This window comes from Aerococcus viridans (assembly GCF_001543285.1).
GTDB lineage: Bacteria > Bacillota > Bacilli > Lactobacillales > Aerococcaceae > Aerococcus > Aerococcus viridans.
In genome coordinates this window covers 1563503-1579988 of record NZ_CP014164.1, presented here as the reverse complement: position 1 = coordinate 1579988, position 16486 = coordinate 1563503, and the positions used below count along the sequence as shown (strand labels likewise).

General features: G+C 39.5%; 16 protein-coding genes. 12 read left to right on the top strand and 4 right to left on the bottom strand.

The window, feature by feature from the left end:
• Positions 1-59: 59 nt before the first annotated feature.
• From priA to AWM76_RS07485, 5 genes are all read left to right on the top strand, one after another.
• Entirely contained in the window at positions 60-2477 is a 2418-nt protein-coding gene (gene priA / locus AWM76_RS07505; protein ID WP_039935517.1) for a primosomal protein N', read from the top strand.
• Between the two features lie 106 nt (positions 2478-2583).
• Entirely contained in the window at positions 2584-3567 is a 984-nt protein-coding gene (gene fmt, locus AWM76_RS07500) for a methionyl-tRNA formyltransferase (RefSeq protein ID WP_003142452.1), read from the top strand.
• Entirely contained in the window at positions 3557-5005 is a 1449-nt protein-coding gene (gene rsmB, locus AWM76_RS07495; RefSeq protein WP_003142450.1) for a 16S rRNA (cytosine(967)-C(5))-methyltransferase RsmB, read from the top strand. Before fmt ends, rsmB begins: the two co-directional genes overlap by 11 nt.
• 19 nt (positions 5006-5024) lie before the next feature.
• Entirely contained in the window at positions 5025-5828 is an 804-nt protein-coding gene (locus AWM76_RS07490) for a Stp1/IreP family PP2C-type Ser/Thr phosphatase (RefSeq protein WP_003142449.1), read from the top strand.
• Entirely contained in the window at positions 5828-8029 is a 2202-nt protein-coding gene (locus tag AWM76_RS07485) for a protein kinase domain-containing protein (protein ID WP_003142448.1), read from the top strand. The genes AWM76_RS07490 and AWM76_RS07485 overlap by 1 nt, the downstream gene beginning before the upstream one ends.
• A 202-nt stretch (positions 8030-8231) precedes the next feature.
• Here AWM76_RS07485 and tnpA read toward each other — a convergent pair whose 3' ends face one another.
• A complete protein-coding gene (tnpA, locus tag AWM76_RS07480; RefSeq protein WP_060779320.1) occupies positions 8232-8651 on the bottom strand; it encodes an IS200/IS605 family transposase in 420 nt (139 codons plus the stop codon).
• A 100-nt stretch (positions 8652-8751) separates the two neighbouring features.
• Here tnpA and AWM76_RS07475 point away from each other — a divergent pair, with 100 nt between their 5' ends.
• From AWM76_RS07475 to AWM76_RS07445, 7 genes are all read left to right on the top strand, one after another.
• Positions 8752-9894, top strand: a complete 1143-nt coding sequence (locus AWM76_RS07475; protein WP_060779376.1) for an RNA-guided endonuclease TnpB family protein — start codon at positions 8752-8754, stop codon at positions 9892-9894.
• A gap of 138 nt (positions 9895-10032) precedes the next feature.
• On the top strand, positions 10033-10965 hold the full coding sequence (gene rsgA / locus AWM76_RS07470; RefSeq protein ID WP_003143312.1) for a ribosome small subunit-dependent GTPase A: 933 nt from the start codon (positions 10033-10035) through the stop codon (positions 10963-10965).
• A 15-nt stretch (positions 10966-10980) separates the two neighbouring features.
• Positions 10981-11631: a ribulose-phosphate 3-epimerase gene (rpe, locus tag AWM76_RS07465; protein ID WP_039935930.1), complete on the top strand. Its 651-nt coding sequence runs from the start codon at positions 10981-10983 to the stop codon at positions 11629-11631.
• A 53-nt stretch (positions 11632-11684) separates the two neighbouring features.
• Positions 11685-12356, top strand: coding sequence for a thiamine diphosphokinase (locus tag AWM76_RS07460; protein ID WP_003143308.1), 672 nt, complete (start codon positions 11685-11687; stop codon positions 12354-12356).
• Between the two features lie 96 nt (positions 12357-12452).
• Positions 12453-12644 carry a 50S ribosomal protein L28 gene (gene rpmB, locus AWM76_RS07455; RefSeq protein WP_039935929.1) on the top strand — a complete coding sequence of 64 codons (192 nt, stop codon included), beginning with the start codon at positions 12453-12455 and terminating at the stop codon, positions 12642-12644.
• Between the two features lie 220 nt (positions 12645-12864).
• A complete protein-coding gene (locus AWM76_RS07450) occupies positions 12865-13230 on the top strand; it encodes an Asp23/Gls24 family envelope stress response protein (protein WP_003143306.1) in 366 nt (121 codons plus the stop codon).
• 26 nt (positions 13231-13256) lie between these two features.
• A complete protein-coding gene (locus tag AWM76_RS07445; RefSeq protein ID WP_003143304.1) occupies positions 13257-14939 on the top strand; it encodes a DAK2 domain-containing protein in 1683 nt (560 codons plus the stop codon).
• 73 nt (positions 14940-15012) lie between these two features.
• Here AWM76_RS07445 and AWM76_RS07440 read toward each other — a convergent pair whose 3' ends face one another.
• The 3 genes from AWM76_RS07440 to AWM76_RS07435 form a co-directional block, all read right to left on the bottom strand.
• Positions 15013-15969 carry a M protein trans-acting positive regulator PRD domain-containing protein gene (locus AWM76_RS07440; protein ID WP_157832733.1) on the bottom strand — a complete coding sequence of 319 codons (957 nt, stop codon included), beginning with the start codon at positions 15967-15969 and terminating at the stop codon, positions 15013-15015.
• A gap of 86 nt (positions 15970-16055) precedes the next feature.
• Positions 16056-16133 carry a hypothetical protein gene (locus AWM76_RS11245; protein WP_420869282.1) on the bottom strand — a complete coding sequence of 26 codons (78 nt, stop codon included), beginning with the start codon at positions 16131-16133 and terminating at the stop codon, positions 16056-16058.
• Between the two features lie 29 nt (positions 16134-16162).
• A complete protein-coding gene (locus AWM76_RS07435; RefSeq protein WP_003143301.1) occupies positions 16163-16390 on the bottom strand; it encodes a helix-turn-helix domain-containing protein in 228 nt (75 codons plus the stop codon).
• Positions 16391-16486 lie beyond the last annotated feature (96 nt).

Genomic DNA, 16486 nt, shown 5'->3' with positions numbered 1-16486 from the left:
TAAATGCCAACCAATTACTATACAATAGGTAGATCAATACGATGAAGGAGGCGACTGGAATGGTTGAGGCAAATGTTATAGAAGTGATTGTGGACGTTCCCACCATGCAGACGGACCATCCTTTTGAATACCAAATCCCTGAAGAAATGGTGAATATTATTCAACCAGGCATGCGGGTACAAGTCCCATTTGGCAGTCGTAACCTCTTGGGTTATGTCATTTCACCAGCTAAAACAGAGGCTGATTTTGAAGGCGAATTGAAGCCGATTACCGCACTTTTAGACGACGAACCGGTTTTAAACGCGGAAATGTTGCAATTAGGTAAGGATATGGCCAAGCAAAACTTTTGTTTCTTAGTTGAAGCCTACCATACCATGCTGCCTAACTTGCTCAAGGTAAATTATGAAAAGTTCTTCCTGCCAACCCCTGAAATTTCCTATCTGGACCATCAGCAATACTTTGATGACCTCAGTGAAATCGCCTGGTCTGAAGCCGAAAAAAGGGGAATTCTCACCGAGTTGATAGCACTTAAAAATAAAGGTCACCTGTCTATAGACTATCGGGTAGAAGACCGTAAACGCTATAAAACGGAAAAATGGGTACAACCACTGATGGCCTTTGACCAACTAGAGGAAGAAGTCACCAGCATTCGAAAAACAGCTAAAAAGCAACTTGCCTTGGTGGAAGTGTTAATGGAGCTGGACGGTAAGAAAGTACCAGCTAAATACTTACGGGACGAGTTTGACTTGCACACAGCTACGCTTAAAGCAGGGGCTGAAAAGGGCTGGTTAAAACTTTACGACCAACAAGTTAACCGTGATCCCTATGCAGATATTGCGATTGAAAAATCAGAAAAGTTACCCTTACAAGCTCAACAAGAAGCTGCCTTTATTGCTGTAAAAGAAGCCATGGATAACCAAGAAGACCGGGTATTCTTACTACAAGGGGTAACAGGGTCAGGGAAGACTGAGGTCTACCTGCAACTGATTCAAGAGGCCTTAGATAAAGATAAAGAGGCCATTTTACTAGTGCCAGAAATTTCCTTAACCCCGCAAATGGTCAACCGGTTGAAAAGTCGCTTTGGGAACCAAGTAGCGGTCTTGCATAGTCAATTATCAACAGGGGAACACTTTGATGAGTGGCGCAAATTAAAAAAAGGTCAAGCTAAAATCGCTGTAGGGGCCCGGTCATCTATATTTGCACCATTAGACAATATCGGTTTGATTATTTTAGATGAAGAACATGAATCCACCTACAAACAATCAGATAATCCTCGCTACCATGCAAGGGAAGTGGCCAAATGGCGGGCAGCTTACCACCATTCGCCCGTTATCCTAGGGTCAGCAACCCCTAGTCTAGAATCTAGAGCACGAGCCCAAAATGGGGTTTATCAACTACTTGAAATGCCAGAAAGATCCAATCAAAGGCCACTACCGCCTGTTGAAATTATTGATATGCGTGAAGAATTTAAACATAAAAATTACTATCAATTCTCACGGCAATTACGTGACCGAATGCAGGCTACAATGGACCGGGGCGAACAGGTTGCTTTGATGTTAAACCGTCGTGGTTTCGCCAATTTCATGCAATGCCGAGACTGCGGTTATACCTTTCAATGTCCAAATTGTGATGTATCACTGACTTACCATTATCATGACAAACAGTTGCAGTGTCACTATTGTGGCTATAACGAGGCCAGACCGCAACGTTGTCCAGATTGTGGTCAAACCCACTTACGTGAATTTGGTACGGGGACGGAAAAGGTGGAACAAGAAATTAATGAGCTGTTTCCGAATAAAACCGTGGCTCGGATGGATATGGATACCACCCGTCGTAAAGGGAGTCATGAACGGATATTAAAGCAAATTGCTGATAAAAAAGCAGATATTTTACTAGGTACCCAGATGATTGCCAAGGGGCTGGATTTTCCAAATATCACTTTAGTAGGGATTATCAATGCAGATACCACACTCTATCTGCCAGATTTTAGAGCAGCTGAGCGGACTTTCCAGCTCTTGACCCAAATGTCAGGACGGGCAGGCCGCGGGGACCTGGACGGGCAAGTCTTGATTCAAACTTATAATCCTGACCATTATGCCTTAACCTTGGCTAAAAATCATGATTATGACCGTTTCTATCAAACCGAAATGCAATACCGGAAACTTAACCAGTATTCACCGTATTATTTTACCGTTCGGTTTACCATTTCTAATTTTGACGATCATACAACGCAAGCAACGGCTGCTAAGGTGGCTGCAATTTTACAGCGGGCCGATATTCAAGCAACTAAGGTGATTGGTCCCGCTCAGTCGACCATTTCAAGAATTAATAATCAATACTATTACCAACTCTTGTACCAGCACCGAGGCAACCAGGCCATCCAAGCTGTATTACAAGAAATTCAAGAAAAGGCCCAAGATTGGTCAAAAGACAAAATTTACGTATCCATTGACGTAGACCCACAATCCTTCATGTAAAAAGGCTAGTCATTTCAAGCTAAATCTGACACGATCGGCGTAAATCTCAGATTGAAATAATGGTATAATAGGAAGCAAGCACAGGATTTATTTAAAGGAGACACATTTGAAAAGAATTGTATTTATGGGGACACCCGCATTTTCAGTGAATATATTAGACGCATTAGTTGCGCAAGATGACCAGTATGAAGTGGTTGCAGTTGTGACGCAGCCCGACCGTCCAGTAGGGCGCAAACGGAAATTAACACCATCACCAGTGAAAGAAGCGGCTTTAAAACACGACATTCCAGTTTACCAACCGGAAAAAATCGGCCGGGACCAAGAAATCAAAGACTTATTAGCTGAGGACATCGATTTAATCGTCACAGCAGCCTTTGGTCAATTCTTACCGACGAGCATATTAGAGGCGCCAAAATACGGCGCGGTAAATGTACATGCGTCATTACTACCTAAATACCGCGGGGGCGCACCAGTTCACTATGCCATTTGGAATGGTGACAAGGAAACAGGCGTGACGATTATGCGGATGGTGAAAAAAATGGATGCAGGGGACATTTTAACCCAAGTGGTCGTCCCAATTGAAAGTGACGATACCGTTGCGACTATGTTCGATAAATTATCGGTTGCAGGGACGGACCTATTAATAGAAACATTACCGAAATTATTTGCCGGTGAAATTGAACCGCAAGCCCAAGTTGAGGAAGAGGCGACATTTTCCCCAAATATTACGAGCCAACAGGAACAAATTGATTGGCGTAAAGAAGCGCAGCAAATTGACAACCAAGTGCGGGCCTTTAATGCTTGGCCAGTAGCCCATACAAAAGTGGACGGGCAGCGATGGAAAATTTGGCAGGTAGCACCAGTCAAAGAAGAATCGACTGACGAAAAACCAGGCACAATTATTAAAATTCAAAAGAAACCGGCTCAATTATGGGTAGCAACAGGAAACAAAACCGTTCTAGCTATTGAACAATTACAACCAGCTGGTAAGAAAAAAATGGACGTTGCAGCCTTCATTAACGGTGGGGCCGGCAACTTAGCGGTCGGCGATAGCTTTGACCAAGTGGAGGACGATATAGATGGAGAATAATCAAGTAGAACCAGGGTCAAATGCCCGTAACGGCGGCCATAGTGGGGGCTACCAAACGCCTTTAAAATTGTCTGCACGTTTTCAAGCGATGGAGTCAGTTAATCAAATTATCCGCCACAACCATTTCATCAACCAAGAAGTAAATCGGGTGTTAACTGAAGAAGCTGTGGCCGAAGCAGACCGTAATCTCTATACGAACTTGGTTTATGGGTCTGTTCAAAACTACTATACATTGGATGCTTTTGTCCGTGATTTTGTAGCCAAACCCAATAAAGTGAAATCATGGGTTTGGTCTTTACTCATTGTTTCGGCTTATCAAATGTATTATTTAGACAATATTCCAAATTATGCGGTAGTTGACGAAGCGGTTAGAATTGTCCGCAAACGAGGCAATCAGACCTTGGCTAAATTTGCGAATGGGGTCTTACGGAATTTCACCAGACGTTATGAAACAATGGCTGATTTTATCCAAACCAAAGAAGATCCAAGAGAGAAGTTAACCCTAGAGGCCTCATTACCGCCTGTATGGGTAGATTATTTTGTGGACCGTTTTGGCTTAGATGAAGCCGAAAAATTGGCTAATTCACTCAATCAAACGCCTTTTATTACAGTACGTGCCAACAATAAATTTAATAATTTAGATAACGACAAGATGACTGAATATCAAGAAATTCTTGAGGCAGAAGGTTTTTCCGTAGCGCCTAGTCCTTTGTCCCCATTTGCCTTACGGGTAACTAAGGGGAATCCAGCCCATTCATCCTTATTTATGAACGGGGAAATAACCATTCAAGATGAATCAGCACTTCTAGCTGTAGAAGCTTTAAACCCGAAACCAGGGGAAACGGTTCTTGACGCTTGTGCCGCACCGGGTGGAAAAACTGTGCAAATCGCTGAAGCAGTTGGCCGAACTGGGCATGTCATTGCCTGTGATATAGCAGAAAATAAATTGCCTTTAATTCAAGAAAATGTAGACCGGATGCAGGTAGCTGACCACGTGGAAATTCTCCATCAAGATGCAACTGCCTTGTTAGACCGTTTTGGGGAAAATGGCAGTGAACCGACAAGCTTTGATAAGATTTTAGTCGACGCACCATGTTCAGGGGTGGGCCTATTCCGCCGTAAACCAGATACTAAATACCACAAAACGTTGCAAGATTTGGATGCCTTACATGACATTCAAGTAACAATTATGAACCAAGCATTACCATTATTGAAAAAGGGTGGCGTGATTACCTACTCTACATGTACAATTACAAGAGAAGAAAATGAAGATGTGGTCAAAGCCATTTTAGACCAACATCCAGACCTAACATTGAAGTCATTTAAACATTGGCGAGATAATCTTGATCAGTCAATAGGAGCAGATGGAACAATTGAAATCCTACCGCATACCTATATGTCTGACGGTTTCTTTATCGCCAGCTTTGAAAAAAACTAGCGAAGGAAAGTGAGCATACATGGAAATCGCAAGCAAAACTGATGTCGGTGTCCAAAGAAAACAAAACCAAGACCAAGTAGGCGTTTTTTACAACCAAGACCAAGCAGCAATCTTATTGCTTTGTGACGGGATGGGTGGCCACAACGCTGGAGATGTTGCTTCAGAAATGGCTATTTATCATGTAGGAAATGCTTGGGAAAGCACTGAAAACATGACGGACGCCAATATCATTTCTGAATGGTTGACTGATCAAATCCAAGCTGCCAATGAACATATATTTGAAAAAGCCAACCAATACCATGATTTGTCAGGTATGGGTACAACAATCGTCGCAGCTGTACCATTAGAAGATTTGGCACAAGTGGTTTTAGCCCATGTAGGGGATTCACGTATCTATATTCATCAAGCGGATGCGCTTAAACAGATTACTAAAGACCATTCTTTTGTCCAAGAATTATTGGATATGGATATGATTACTAAAGAAGAAGCTCAGGTTCACCCACAAAAGAATATCGTGACTCGGGCAGTGGGTATTGCTGCTAACGTAGATGTAGATATTGATGTTGTAGACTTTTTAGAAGGTGAAACATTACTATTATGTTCAGACGGATTAACCGATATGGTTGAGGAAACAGAAGCCTTGGCCATTTTGAGTGATGAAAGACTCACTATTGAAGCGAAAGCTGAACAATTAATTGCTGCTGCTAACGACCGTGGAGGCCGAGACAATGTTTCGGTGGTTGTCGCACATAGAACACCAGCAAATTTAAAAAAGGAAGAAACATTCGAACATGAAATTGAAAATGAAAGGGGTGAATTCTAATGAAATCTGGTCAAATCATTGATGAACGCTATAAAATTGTGAACCATATCGGTTCAGGTGGTATGGCGGATGTATACCTTGCTTATGATCCTATCTTAGAGCGTGATGTTGCCATTAAATTCTTGCGTGTAGGGAAAACAGATGCCATGGATGCCACCAAACGATTTGAGCGTGAAGCCCTATCCGTATCAGAATTGAACCATCCAAACGTAGTCAATTTATTTGACGTGGGTGAAGATGAGGAAGGCAAGTTTATCGTGATGGAATATGTGGACGGTATGGACTTAAAAGCCTATATCCGTGAAAACCACCCAATTCCAGTAGATATTATCCAAAACTTGATGATTCAAATCTTATCAGGTGTTCAAGCTGCCCATAATATCGGTATTGTGCACCGTGATTTAAAACCACAAAATATTATGGTCAACCACGATGGTACAATTAAAATTATGGATTTTGGGATTGCTATGGTGACTTCTGAAACAAGTATCACCCAAACCAATTCCATTATCGGTTCAGTCCATTATCTATCACCAGAACAAGCACGTGGTTCAATGGCCACAAGTCTTTCAGATATTTACTCATTAGGTGTAGTCCTATTTGAAATGCTGACAGGTCGGGTACCATTTGACGGTGAATCAGCTGTCTCAATCGCCCTGAAACACTTCCAAGAACCCCTACCACCAATCGAAGCTTACCGGGAAGACGCCCCACAAAGTTTAATTAATGTGGTGGCCAAAGCAACAGCTAAAGAACCATCTGCTCGTTATCAAACTATACAAGAAATGATCGATGACTTAGAAACGGTCTTTTCTGATAACCGGAAAAATGAGCCTGTATTTATCCCAGCTAACATGGCCAATGAAACGATTGTCATGGCTAAGGAAGATATCGAAAATCAAATGCGTCTAGGAGAGTCCGATGAAGTAAAGTTAATGGCAGCTGGCGAAAAAGCAGTTGATGACGATACAGCACCGGATACAACCGATGAAAATGCAGAAGAGGCTGTTTTAGATGATTCAGATGAACATGATATTGCAGATAAGGCTGTTTTGGCTGCAGGCGCTGGTCTAGCTGGAGCCGCCTTAGCGGGTACGGGAACGGCTGCAGGTGGTGGAAGCGCAGGCGCTGCGGATGTAGCTGGTGTTAGTGGCTTACAAGCAGACCCATCCCCAAGTCCTAGTGGTAATGGTACCGGTAAGAACGGTGGTAACAAGCCAACAAGTAAACCTAATAAAAATTCTGGGAATCCGAGTAATAAACAGCCGAAAAGTCGTAAACCACTTGCCATTATTACAGGAATCATCGTTGGACTCCTATTGATTGCTTTCCTAGGTTATAACTATATGGCAGGTCGCAATATTACTGTACCTGACCTAGCGGGTATGACAGAGCAAGAGGCGTCCTTAACTTTAGAAAGCTTAGATTTAGTTCTAGGAGATGTAACAGCAGTATACGATGAAGAAGTTGAAGCTGGTCGTGTGATCAACTCAAGTCCATCAGCAAACACAGAAGTAAAACATGATACGGAAGTTGACGTCAATATTTCGCAAGGTCCTGAGCCATATGAATTAAAGGATTACACTGGTCAACCATTTACGAAAATTGAAGAAGAATTAACGGCGTTAGGCTTTACCGTCACCCAAGAAGAAGACTACTCTGATTCAGTTGAAGCAGGCGACATCTTGAGTCAATCTATCGAACAAGGCGAAGCAGTCATACCTGGTGAGACAACTATTAACTTTGTTGTTTCTGCGGGTGTTGAAACCTTTACGATGGCTGATTTATCTGGTTGGAATAGAGCGTCAATTCAACAATATGCTGATTCAAATGGTTTAGTTGCTTCATTCGATTCTCAATATTCAGGTTGGGTACCGGATGGCGTTATGATTTCTCAATCAATTACACCAGGTACGGAATTTGTAGCTGGAGATGAATTATATATTGTGATGTCTGATGGACCGGAACCAGTATCTAGTTCATCAAGTTCAAGCTCTTCATCTTCATCTTCATCCTCATCCTCAAGCTCATCATCCAATGACGATGATGACGACGAAGACGATGATAGCTCATCATCAAGTTCATCATCTAATAGTAGTTCAAGCTCAAGTTCTTCATCGTCAAGCTCATCATCGTCAAGCTCATCATCGAGTGCTAGTTCATCATCTAGCCAACGTGAAAGTTCAAATGTAGAAGATTAGCAAAAGAAGGACCAATCAGCACAAGGCGTAGACATTATTGTTTACGCCTTTTTTGCCAGTTTAAAGACCTTTCTAATGAATAAAAATTGTCGGAGTGTTTTTTATATAGAATTTAGGTTAAAATAGAGCATAAGTATGCAGACACAAATTTTTATTTAAAGTCGCCCCTTGAGAAAACCGTGTAATTCATTACATGGATGAATCAAGTTCTAGGGCGACCGTCATTGTATTCCGTTAATTGATTTTCTATATATTCTTTAACAGTTTCTTTAGACATACTGCCTACTGTTGCCATGAAATAACTAGGTGTCCATAAATGGCCACCCCATAACATTGCTTTTGTTTCTGGATATGCTTTGAACCATAGACGTGCAGATTTCCCTTTAAGTGTTTTGACGATACTACTTGCGGCATGTTTAGGCTTGAACGAAATCAACATATGGATATGGTCAGGCATTACTTGGAGCGATTGGATGACAATATCGTGCTCATCACAAATATGCGTCAATATATCTTGCATGGCGTTTTTTTCAATGGTCGTAAATATTTCTTTACGATACTTTGTTACCCAAACCAAATGGAAATTAAAATCATAGACATTTGTCCTTGTTTTCACTATCATATGTAAACACCTCTTTGACTACATTATAGCAATTGTTATCGCTATAAACAACAGTCATACGTATGGTATAATATATCTATAAACGCAAGGGGGTGAAAACATGTATCAAGGAATTGAGTGTAAAATCTATCCTAACGAAAAACAGCGTCAGTTAATTCATATGACCTTTGGTCATACCCGATTCATCTGGAACGAAATGTTGGCCATGTTGAATGCGCGGTACGAAAACAATCCTGACCTTCAAATGCTATCTTATAATGTGTTATCCTCTCTTATTCCACAAATGAAGAAGGAATATCCCTGGTTGCGTGAAGTTGATAGCGTAGCTGTTCAATGTAGTGTTAAACGCTTATCCGAAACTTTTGTTCGTTTTTTTAAAGGTTATTCAAAATACCCAAAATTCAAATCAAAGAAGAACACCAGACAGTCGTATTTAAGTACCATACGTGGCAACAACATTCGTTTTAATGATAATCAGCGGTATATCAAATTACCCAAATTAGGTTGGATAAAATGTAAGTCAAGTGTGCTTCATATTGAGAATGCACGCATAAAATCTGTCACCGTAAAATATACACCTAGTGGCGACTACTATATCTCCCTTTTGGTCACAAGCGATAATCAAGCAATGCCCAAAACAGGAAATGTAGTCGGTGTCGATTTAGGTGTAAGTGATTTAGCTATTACGTCTGATGGTCAAAAATATCAAAGTCAGCGACTACATTTGTCTTATAAGAAGCAATTACATTATTGGGAAAAGCGAATGGCCCGTAGACGTTTACAAGCCAAAAAGAACGGTGTGAATTTAGTGGATGCGAAAAACTACCAGCAAGCCAAACGCCAAGTGGCCCGTATTCATCAACGTATCAAAAACATCCGCAAGGATTACATGCATAAAATCACAACCGATATGGTTAAAAGTTATGACGTTATCGTTCTAGAGGATTTAAAGACGACTAATATGATGAAAAATCATCAATTAGCCCGTTCAATCGCTGGCCAATCCTGGCGGATGTTTAGAACAATCCTAGAGTCAAAGTGCGAAATGTACGATAAGACATTTGTGGCTATTAATCCGTACAAGACATCCCAGAAATGTTCTAATTGCGGGTATGATAACGGTAAAAAAGCGTTAAATATACGTCATTGGACTTGTATGAAGTGTAATATGCATCACGATAGAGATATCAACGCAGCTAAAAATATATTAAATATTGGCCTGGAACAGGCCTTAGTTAAATAGCTTAGACCGCTGTTTTGCTTTGAAATAAGTGGAACAAGTCATGAGTGTTCCTAGAAACATGCCATTTTAATGGTGTTGTAGTTCATATCTATTGAGGATATATACAATTGAACCAATAAGGAGGTATTTTTCAAAAATATGAAGAGAAAAGATGATTATATTCAACCAAATGCACCAACTTACACCGGCCAAATTATTAAAGCCCTATCTGGTTTTTATTATGTAGAAGAAAAAGAAAGCCGAGTGATTTATACTACACGGGCACGTGGCCAATTTAGAAATACGCAAACAACACCATTGGTGGGCGATTTTGTGGAATTTCAAGCCAACAATACCAAAGAAGGCTATGTAATGAAAATCTTACCACGCTATAGCCAAATGATTCGACCGGCAGTAGCTAATGTGGACGTGGCCTTATTGGTAGCATCTGTTACGGAACCCCAAATTCAGCCAAAATTATTAGACCGTTTTTTAGTTTATTTAGAGTCAGAGAATATTGAACCGATTCTTTACTTTTCCAAAATGGACTTAACTGACCAAGCTAGTCAAGCGGATAAAGACCGGATCGACCAATTCATCAAGGTCTATAAGGAAGTCGGCTACCAGGTCATTTTATCAACAGACCTAGATGGAAATTTTGATCAATTGAAGGACATCGTGGCCAATCGGACCATGGTGGTTGTAGGCCAGTCAGGGGTTGGAAAATCTACTTTGCTTAACCGATTATTACCAGATTTAGCGATTAAAACAGGGGAAATCTCAACATCACTAGGACGCGGTCGTCATACTACCCGTCATACCGAATTACATGATATATTTGGAGGGAAAGTAGCAGATACACCAGGTTTCTCTAGTATAGATATCGACCAGTTGGATAAGGTCTTACTGTCAAATTATTTCCCTGAAATGCGGGCCATTCAAGACCAATGTAAGTTCCGTGGTTGCACCCATATTCAAGAACCTAAATGTGCAGTGAAAGCCGCCTTAGAAGCTGGTGAGATCGCACAAAGTCGCTATGACTCTTACCTACAAATCTTCCAAGAAATTGACGATGCAAAACCCAAATATTAGAAAGTAGGAATGTACATGTATATTGCACCATCTATTTTATCTGCAAATTTTGGTAAATTTATTGACGAAGTAAATCGAATCGAAAAAGCTGGCGCTGACTGGGTTCACATTGATGTCATGGACGGCCATTTTGTGCCAAATCTAACTTTTGGCGCTGGCGTTGTTGAAGCCTTGCGTCCAAACACCAAGATGACCTTAGACTGCCATTTAATGGTAGCTAACCCAGAAGCCCACGTGGAAACCTTCGCCAATGCCGGGGCAGACTACTTTACGGTGCATTACGAGGCGACTAGCCACTTACACGGCTTAATCCAAACCATTCACAAACACGGTATGAAAGCTGGTGTGGCCATTAATCCAGCGACGCCCGTATCAGCCATTGCACCGATCCTAAAAGACGTCGACATGATTTTAGTCATGACCGTAAACCCTGGATTCGGCGGCCAATCATTTATTGAATCAACTGTTAATAAGATAGCTGAATTAAGTGCCTTTAGGGCGGAAAATGACGCAACATTCTTAATCGAAGTAGACGGTGGCATCAACGCTGAGACTGCTAGAATCTGTGCAGAAAACGGCGCAGACGCCTTTGTAGCAGGTTCATACATATTCAATAAAGACGACGTGAAACAACCAATTGATGCATTAAAAATGGCCATTAAGTAAACTTTAGGACTTGAATTTTTTTTAACTGTTAGTCACTAGAAGGAAGTGGATACATGCAAGTTTATCTCATCGGATCAGGCCCCTTTGACCCCGAATTCTTTAAAGGCTATGTCGAGCGGCAGAAAGTCGCCCACAACGATTCAGAAACAGCCTTTGTAGGTGTCGATTTAGGCGCCAAACAACTCTTAGACATGAATTTTCCAATTGATTTGGCTGTAGGAGACTTTGATTCAATCGAGGATAAGGTCTATCAACAAGTAGCCAAAAAGGCAGCATCAATCGAAAAGCTAGAACCCATGAAAGATGAAACCGACACAGAACACGCCTTGGGATCAGTCGCTGACTTATACCCGAACGCAAGATACCATCTATTTGGTATGCTAGGGGGTAGGGTAGACCATTTATTATCTAACTTATGGCTCATCTATCAAGAACGGTTTGCGTCGATGATTGATCGTGTTCACTTAGTTGAAGAAAACAATGCTGTTTCATTCTTAAGACCAGGGCAACATCAAGTTGACCGCCTAAAAGAGATGAAATACCTGTCATTTGTGGCTATGACCCCAATCACAGATTTAACCCTTAAAAATGTGGTCTACCCATTAGATAACTATCAAATGTCAACGCCACTAGCTTTAATTTCAAATGAGTTTCTACCAGGTCAAAATACCATGAAAATTGCCTTTAGTAATGGTCTTATCCTCGCTATTCAAGCCCGAGATTAAGTCTAATCATCATTTTTATCATAAATAAGTTTGATTTATGACGTTAAGTATAGTAATATGTTATGGTATGAAAATTTGTAGAGGAGGATTATGACAATGGCTAAAGAATGTTATTACACAGGACGTAAAACGACTTCAGGTAACAACCGCTCACACGCATTGAATGCTACAAAACGTACATTTAAAGCAAACTTACAAAAAGTTCGTATCATCGACGAAAATGGTAACAAAAAGCGTGTATGGGTTTCTGCACGCGCAATCAAAGCTGGTTTAGTTACCCGCGCTTAATCCATTTATGATTAATACCAAATAAGGTCGTAGTTTTCCAGTGAGGGAAGACCACGGCTTTTTTTGTGCCTTTTATAGGGGTTTGCGACTTGTGAAATATTTAGGTATAATAACCTAGTATGTGGTAAAATGAGTGTTATAAATGAAGTTATATTTGTTTAGAACGATAAAGTTTTAGATTAATCTAGCAAGACAACCCTTCAAAAGGAGGACATTTTTTATGGCATTAAAAATGCAAACAGACTTCGGTGAAATTGATATTACAAATGAATCTATCGCAACAGTCGTAGGTATGGCAACAACACAAAACTACGGTGTCGTTGGTATGGCAAGCAAGCATCAAATCCGTGATGGTATCCAAGAAATTCTTAAACAAGAAAACTATACCAAAGGGGTACTTGTTTCAGTAGATAACAACGATTTAGTAGTAGTGGATGTATACATTATCGTCAACTACGGTACGAAAATTTCTGAAATTTGTCGCAATGTACAAAGTTCTGTGAAATACGAATTAGGTCGTCAATTAGGTATTGCTGCAAACGTAGTGAATGTGTACGTACAAGGCGTCCGTGTGATTGAAGACTAGTTGCGGTAATCAAGGAGGATTTTTAGGTGAAAAGAACAGTATTAGACGTTGAAGCGTTCATATCTATGCTTGAAGTTGGGGGTAACCGACTTTCAGAGAATGCTGAATACGTGAATTCATTAAATGTTTTCCCGGTGCCAGACGGTGATACCGGAACAAATATGAATTTAACATACACATCAGGTATCGAACGAGTAATTAAACAACATTCCGATACCGTTGGTGAGGTTGGAGAAGATTTAGCTAAGGGATTATTGATGGGGGCACGCGGTAACTCAGGCGTTATCTTATCCCAATTATTCCGTGGTTTCGCTAAAGTAATCGAAGGTAAAACAACCATTGAAGCCCAAGATTTAGCAAATGCTTTCCAACGCGGTATTGATACAGCTGTAAAAGCTGTTATGAAACCCGTAGAAGGTACTATTTTAACAGTAGCACGTGATTCAGCAGCAGCAGGTATGCAAAAAGCTGAACAAACAGATGACATCATTGAAGTGATGACAGCTGTACTAGAAGAAGCACAAACATCACTAGAAAACACACCTAACTTACTACCCGTGTTAAAAGAAGTAGGTGTTGTCGATTCAGGTGGTCAAGGATTAGTATATATCTATCATGGCTTCTTAGAATCATTAACAGGTGAATCTATTCCAGTTAAATCAGCTGATCCAAACAAAGCGAATGTCACAGAACTAGCTCACCAAGAAAACTTCTTTAATACATCTCATTCAGTAGCATCAGAAGATATTCAATTTGGTTACTGTACTGAAATCATGGTCAAAATTGGTGAAGGTGAAACCGTTACTGATGAATTTGATTATGATACATTCCGTAACCATTTAGATGGTATTGGTGACTCATTATTGGTTGTATCCGATGATGAGATTGTAAAAGTTCATGTACATACAGAAACACCTGGTGAAGTCATGAACTATGGCCAAAAATTTGGTTCATTAGTGAAAATTAAAGTAGATAACATGCGTCTACAACATGACGATATCTTAGATGGCAAAGGATCAACCCAAACAGAATCAGCGCCAGCAGTTGAGCGTACGAATTTAGCGATTATCGCTGTTGCAGCCGGTGAAGGAATTGAAAACCTATTTAAAGATTTGGGCGTTAAATCAATCATCTCTGGTGGTCAAACGATGAACCCATCAACAAATGACATCTTAGATGCTATCAATAAAGCGAATGCAGATAATGTGATCATCTTACCAAATAATAAGAATATCATTATGGCTGCTAACCAAGCTGTTGAAGTTTCAGAAATTCCAGCTGCCGTCGTTGAAACTAAATATATCTCTCAAGGTTTAACAGCTATGTTAGGTTACAATCCTGATGGGACATTAGAAGACAATAAAGCAGCAATGGTTGCTGAAATGGCCAACGTAAATAGTGGTCAAGTCACAGTAGCTGTTCGTGATACAACAGTTGACGGCTTAGAAATCCATAAAGATCACTTTATGGGCATCATAGACGGCAAAATCGTTTCTGAAGATGCTGACTTAGTCAAAGAAACCATCAACATGATTAATCAAATGATTGATGAAGACAAAGAATTAGTGACGTTAATCTTTGGTGAAGAAACTGACCAAGCAACAGCTGAATTGATTGCTGAAGCTGTCGAAGAAGCCAACGAAGATATTGAAGTTGAAATTGTAGACGGTGGTCAACCAGTTTACCACTTCTTAGCATCGGTAGAATAAGAACTCTATATTAGAACACAAATAAGCACAGAAGCTAATGGAATGGATTCCTGAAGCTTCTGTGCTTATTAATTTAAATGTTTAATTTTTCTTGGAATTCTAAAACTTTTTTGTCTATCATTTGTTCAACTAGGCGAAGTACTCTCGAAATATCAAGATTATTTGGATATTGATCAATTATAATAGTTGGTTTGTCAACCTCATCAGGAAACGTAAAAGTTGATACAATTATATCGTGTTTTATATTTTGTAATGTATCAATTGATAATTCCCGTTGATTATAAGTTTCAAATATAACATTAAAGTTTATCTTTGCAGCTAATACCTCCTGAATCGCTTTGGCATGTGAAAAATGGGCCTCACTTAAAATCAAGACTGATAACTGTTGATGTTTTGTATGAATATCAATAAATAAATTATTCCAATGAGTCATCAAGGTATAAATAATAAAATGAATTTTATTATCATCAGCGGAAACTTTTAATAATTCTCTAAAATGCTTGATGGCCTGATAAAACTTTTTATATAAACTAGGATAATTACTCTTTAACATCAAAGCAAATGAATTGTTGGTATTATTTAAAATATAATGAGCATTGGGATCATCATCTTCTAAATAGATTGTCCCATAGCTCATTACTAAAAGCTTTTGAATATCTATACCAATATAAATAGTAGTTGCCAATGATTGTAAAAACTCTTCTAAATGAGTCAATGCTTGATCGATATATTCTTCGTGGCTTCTAACTTTAACTAAATCTCCCCAACTAAAAGCAAAGTTCTTTTTGTAGTAAGGGTATAGTAATTGATACATTAACTTAGGTGTAATATTTTGAATACCAATAGATTTAAATATATTGGAAGTAGGTACTAAATATAAAACTTGACTTAGTAAAGTGACAAAATGATTATGTTCTTTACATTTTTTAACCATATGTCCATTTAGATAGCGAATAAGATTTACACATATAATTAATTTAATTGTCCAGAAATGGGCAAAATCAAAGTTACTAAAATAATCCCCTGCCAATTGTTCAATTACATTTAGTAATAACTTTAAAGCATCGTCAACGTCTTTTTCATCTAAAGTCTTAAAAGACCAATCAACTGGTGAACCTATCTCTTTAAATATGTTCGATATAAAATACGAATATAACGTTCATCACCAATTAGACGACATGGATTTGACTCAATGCGACATCCGTAAGAATCGAAGTATTGGTTTAGATGATCACATTGAAAGCCTTAAAATATTGATTTAATTCAACGATGGTTCGATATACAGAGGATATACTTGCATGAAATTTATATGCTAAATCTTGAATATTTAATGCTTTATCAAAAAAGATTTCTTGCAAAATTTGAAAAGCTAAAGTGTCTTGTAGTATTTCTCTATAAATCGTGCCTAAAGAGTAATTATACTTCAAATTGATTTGAATACCTTTATGCATAGATTGTATACCTAATTCAGGATAATGATCCTTTAGAAAGGCAATATCAGTGGTTATGATTCTGATAGAGGTGTTTAGATTAGTGGCTGGTTGGGG

What these genes read in the sequence shown, in the direction of transcription:
- priA (WP_039935517.1), top strand. Translation starts at nt 60, where the DNA reads ATGGTTGAGGCAAATGTTATAGAAGTGATTGTGGACGTTCCCACCATG.
- AWM76_RS07490 (WP_003142449.1), top strand. Translation starts at nt 5,025, where the DNA reads ATGGAAATCGCAAGCAAAACTGATGTCGGTGTCCAAAGAAAACAAAAC.
- rpe (WP_039935930.1), top strand. Translation starts at nt 10,981, where the DNA reads ATGTATATTGCACCATCTATTTTATCTGCAAATTTTGGTAAATTTATT.
- rsgA (WP_003143312.1), top strand. Translation starts at nt 10,033, where the DNA reads ATGAAGAGAAAAGATGATTATATTCAACCAAATGCACCAACTTACACC.
- tnpA (WP_060779320.1), bottom strand. Translation starts at nt 8,651, where the DNA reads ATGATAGTGAAAACAAGGACAAATGTCTATGATTTTAATTTCCATTTG.
- AWM76_RS07460 (WP_003143308.1), top strand. Translation starts at nt 11,685, where the DNA reads ATGCAAGTTTATCTCATCGGATCAGGCCCCTTTGACCCCGAATTCTTT.
- AWM76_RS07435 (WP_003143301.1), bottom strand. Translation starts at nt 16,390, where the DNA reads ATGCATAAAGGTATTCAAATCAATTTGAAGTATAATTACTCTTTAGGC.
- AWM76_RS07475 (WP_060779376.1), top strand. Translation starts at nt 8,752, where the DNA reads ATGTATCAAGGAATTGAGTGTAAAATCTATCCTAACGAAAAACAGCGT.
- AWM76_RS07485 (WP_003142448.1), top strand. Translation starts at nt 5,828, where the DNA reads ATGAAATCTGGTCAAATCATTGATGAACGCTATAAAATTGTGAACCAT.
- rsmB (WP_003142450.1), top strand. Translation starts at nt 3,557, where the DNA reads ATGGAGAATAATCAAGTAGAACCAGGGTCAAATGCCCGTAACGGCGGC.
- rpmB (WP_039935929.1), top strand. Translation starts at nt 12,453, where the DNA reads ATGGCTAAAGAATGTTATTACACAGGACGTAAAACGACTTCAGGTAAC.
- AWM76_RS07450 (WP_003143306.1), top strand. Translation starts at nt 12,865, where the DNA reads ATGGCATTAAAAATGCAAACAGACTTCGGTGAAATTGATATTACAAAT.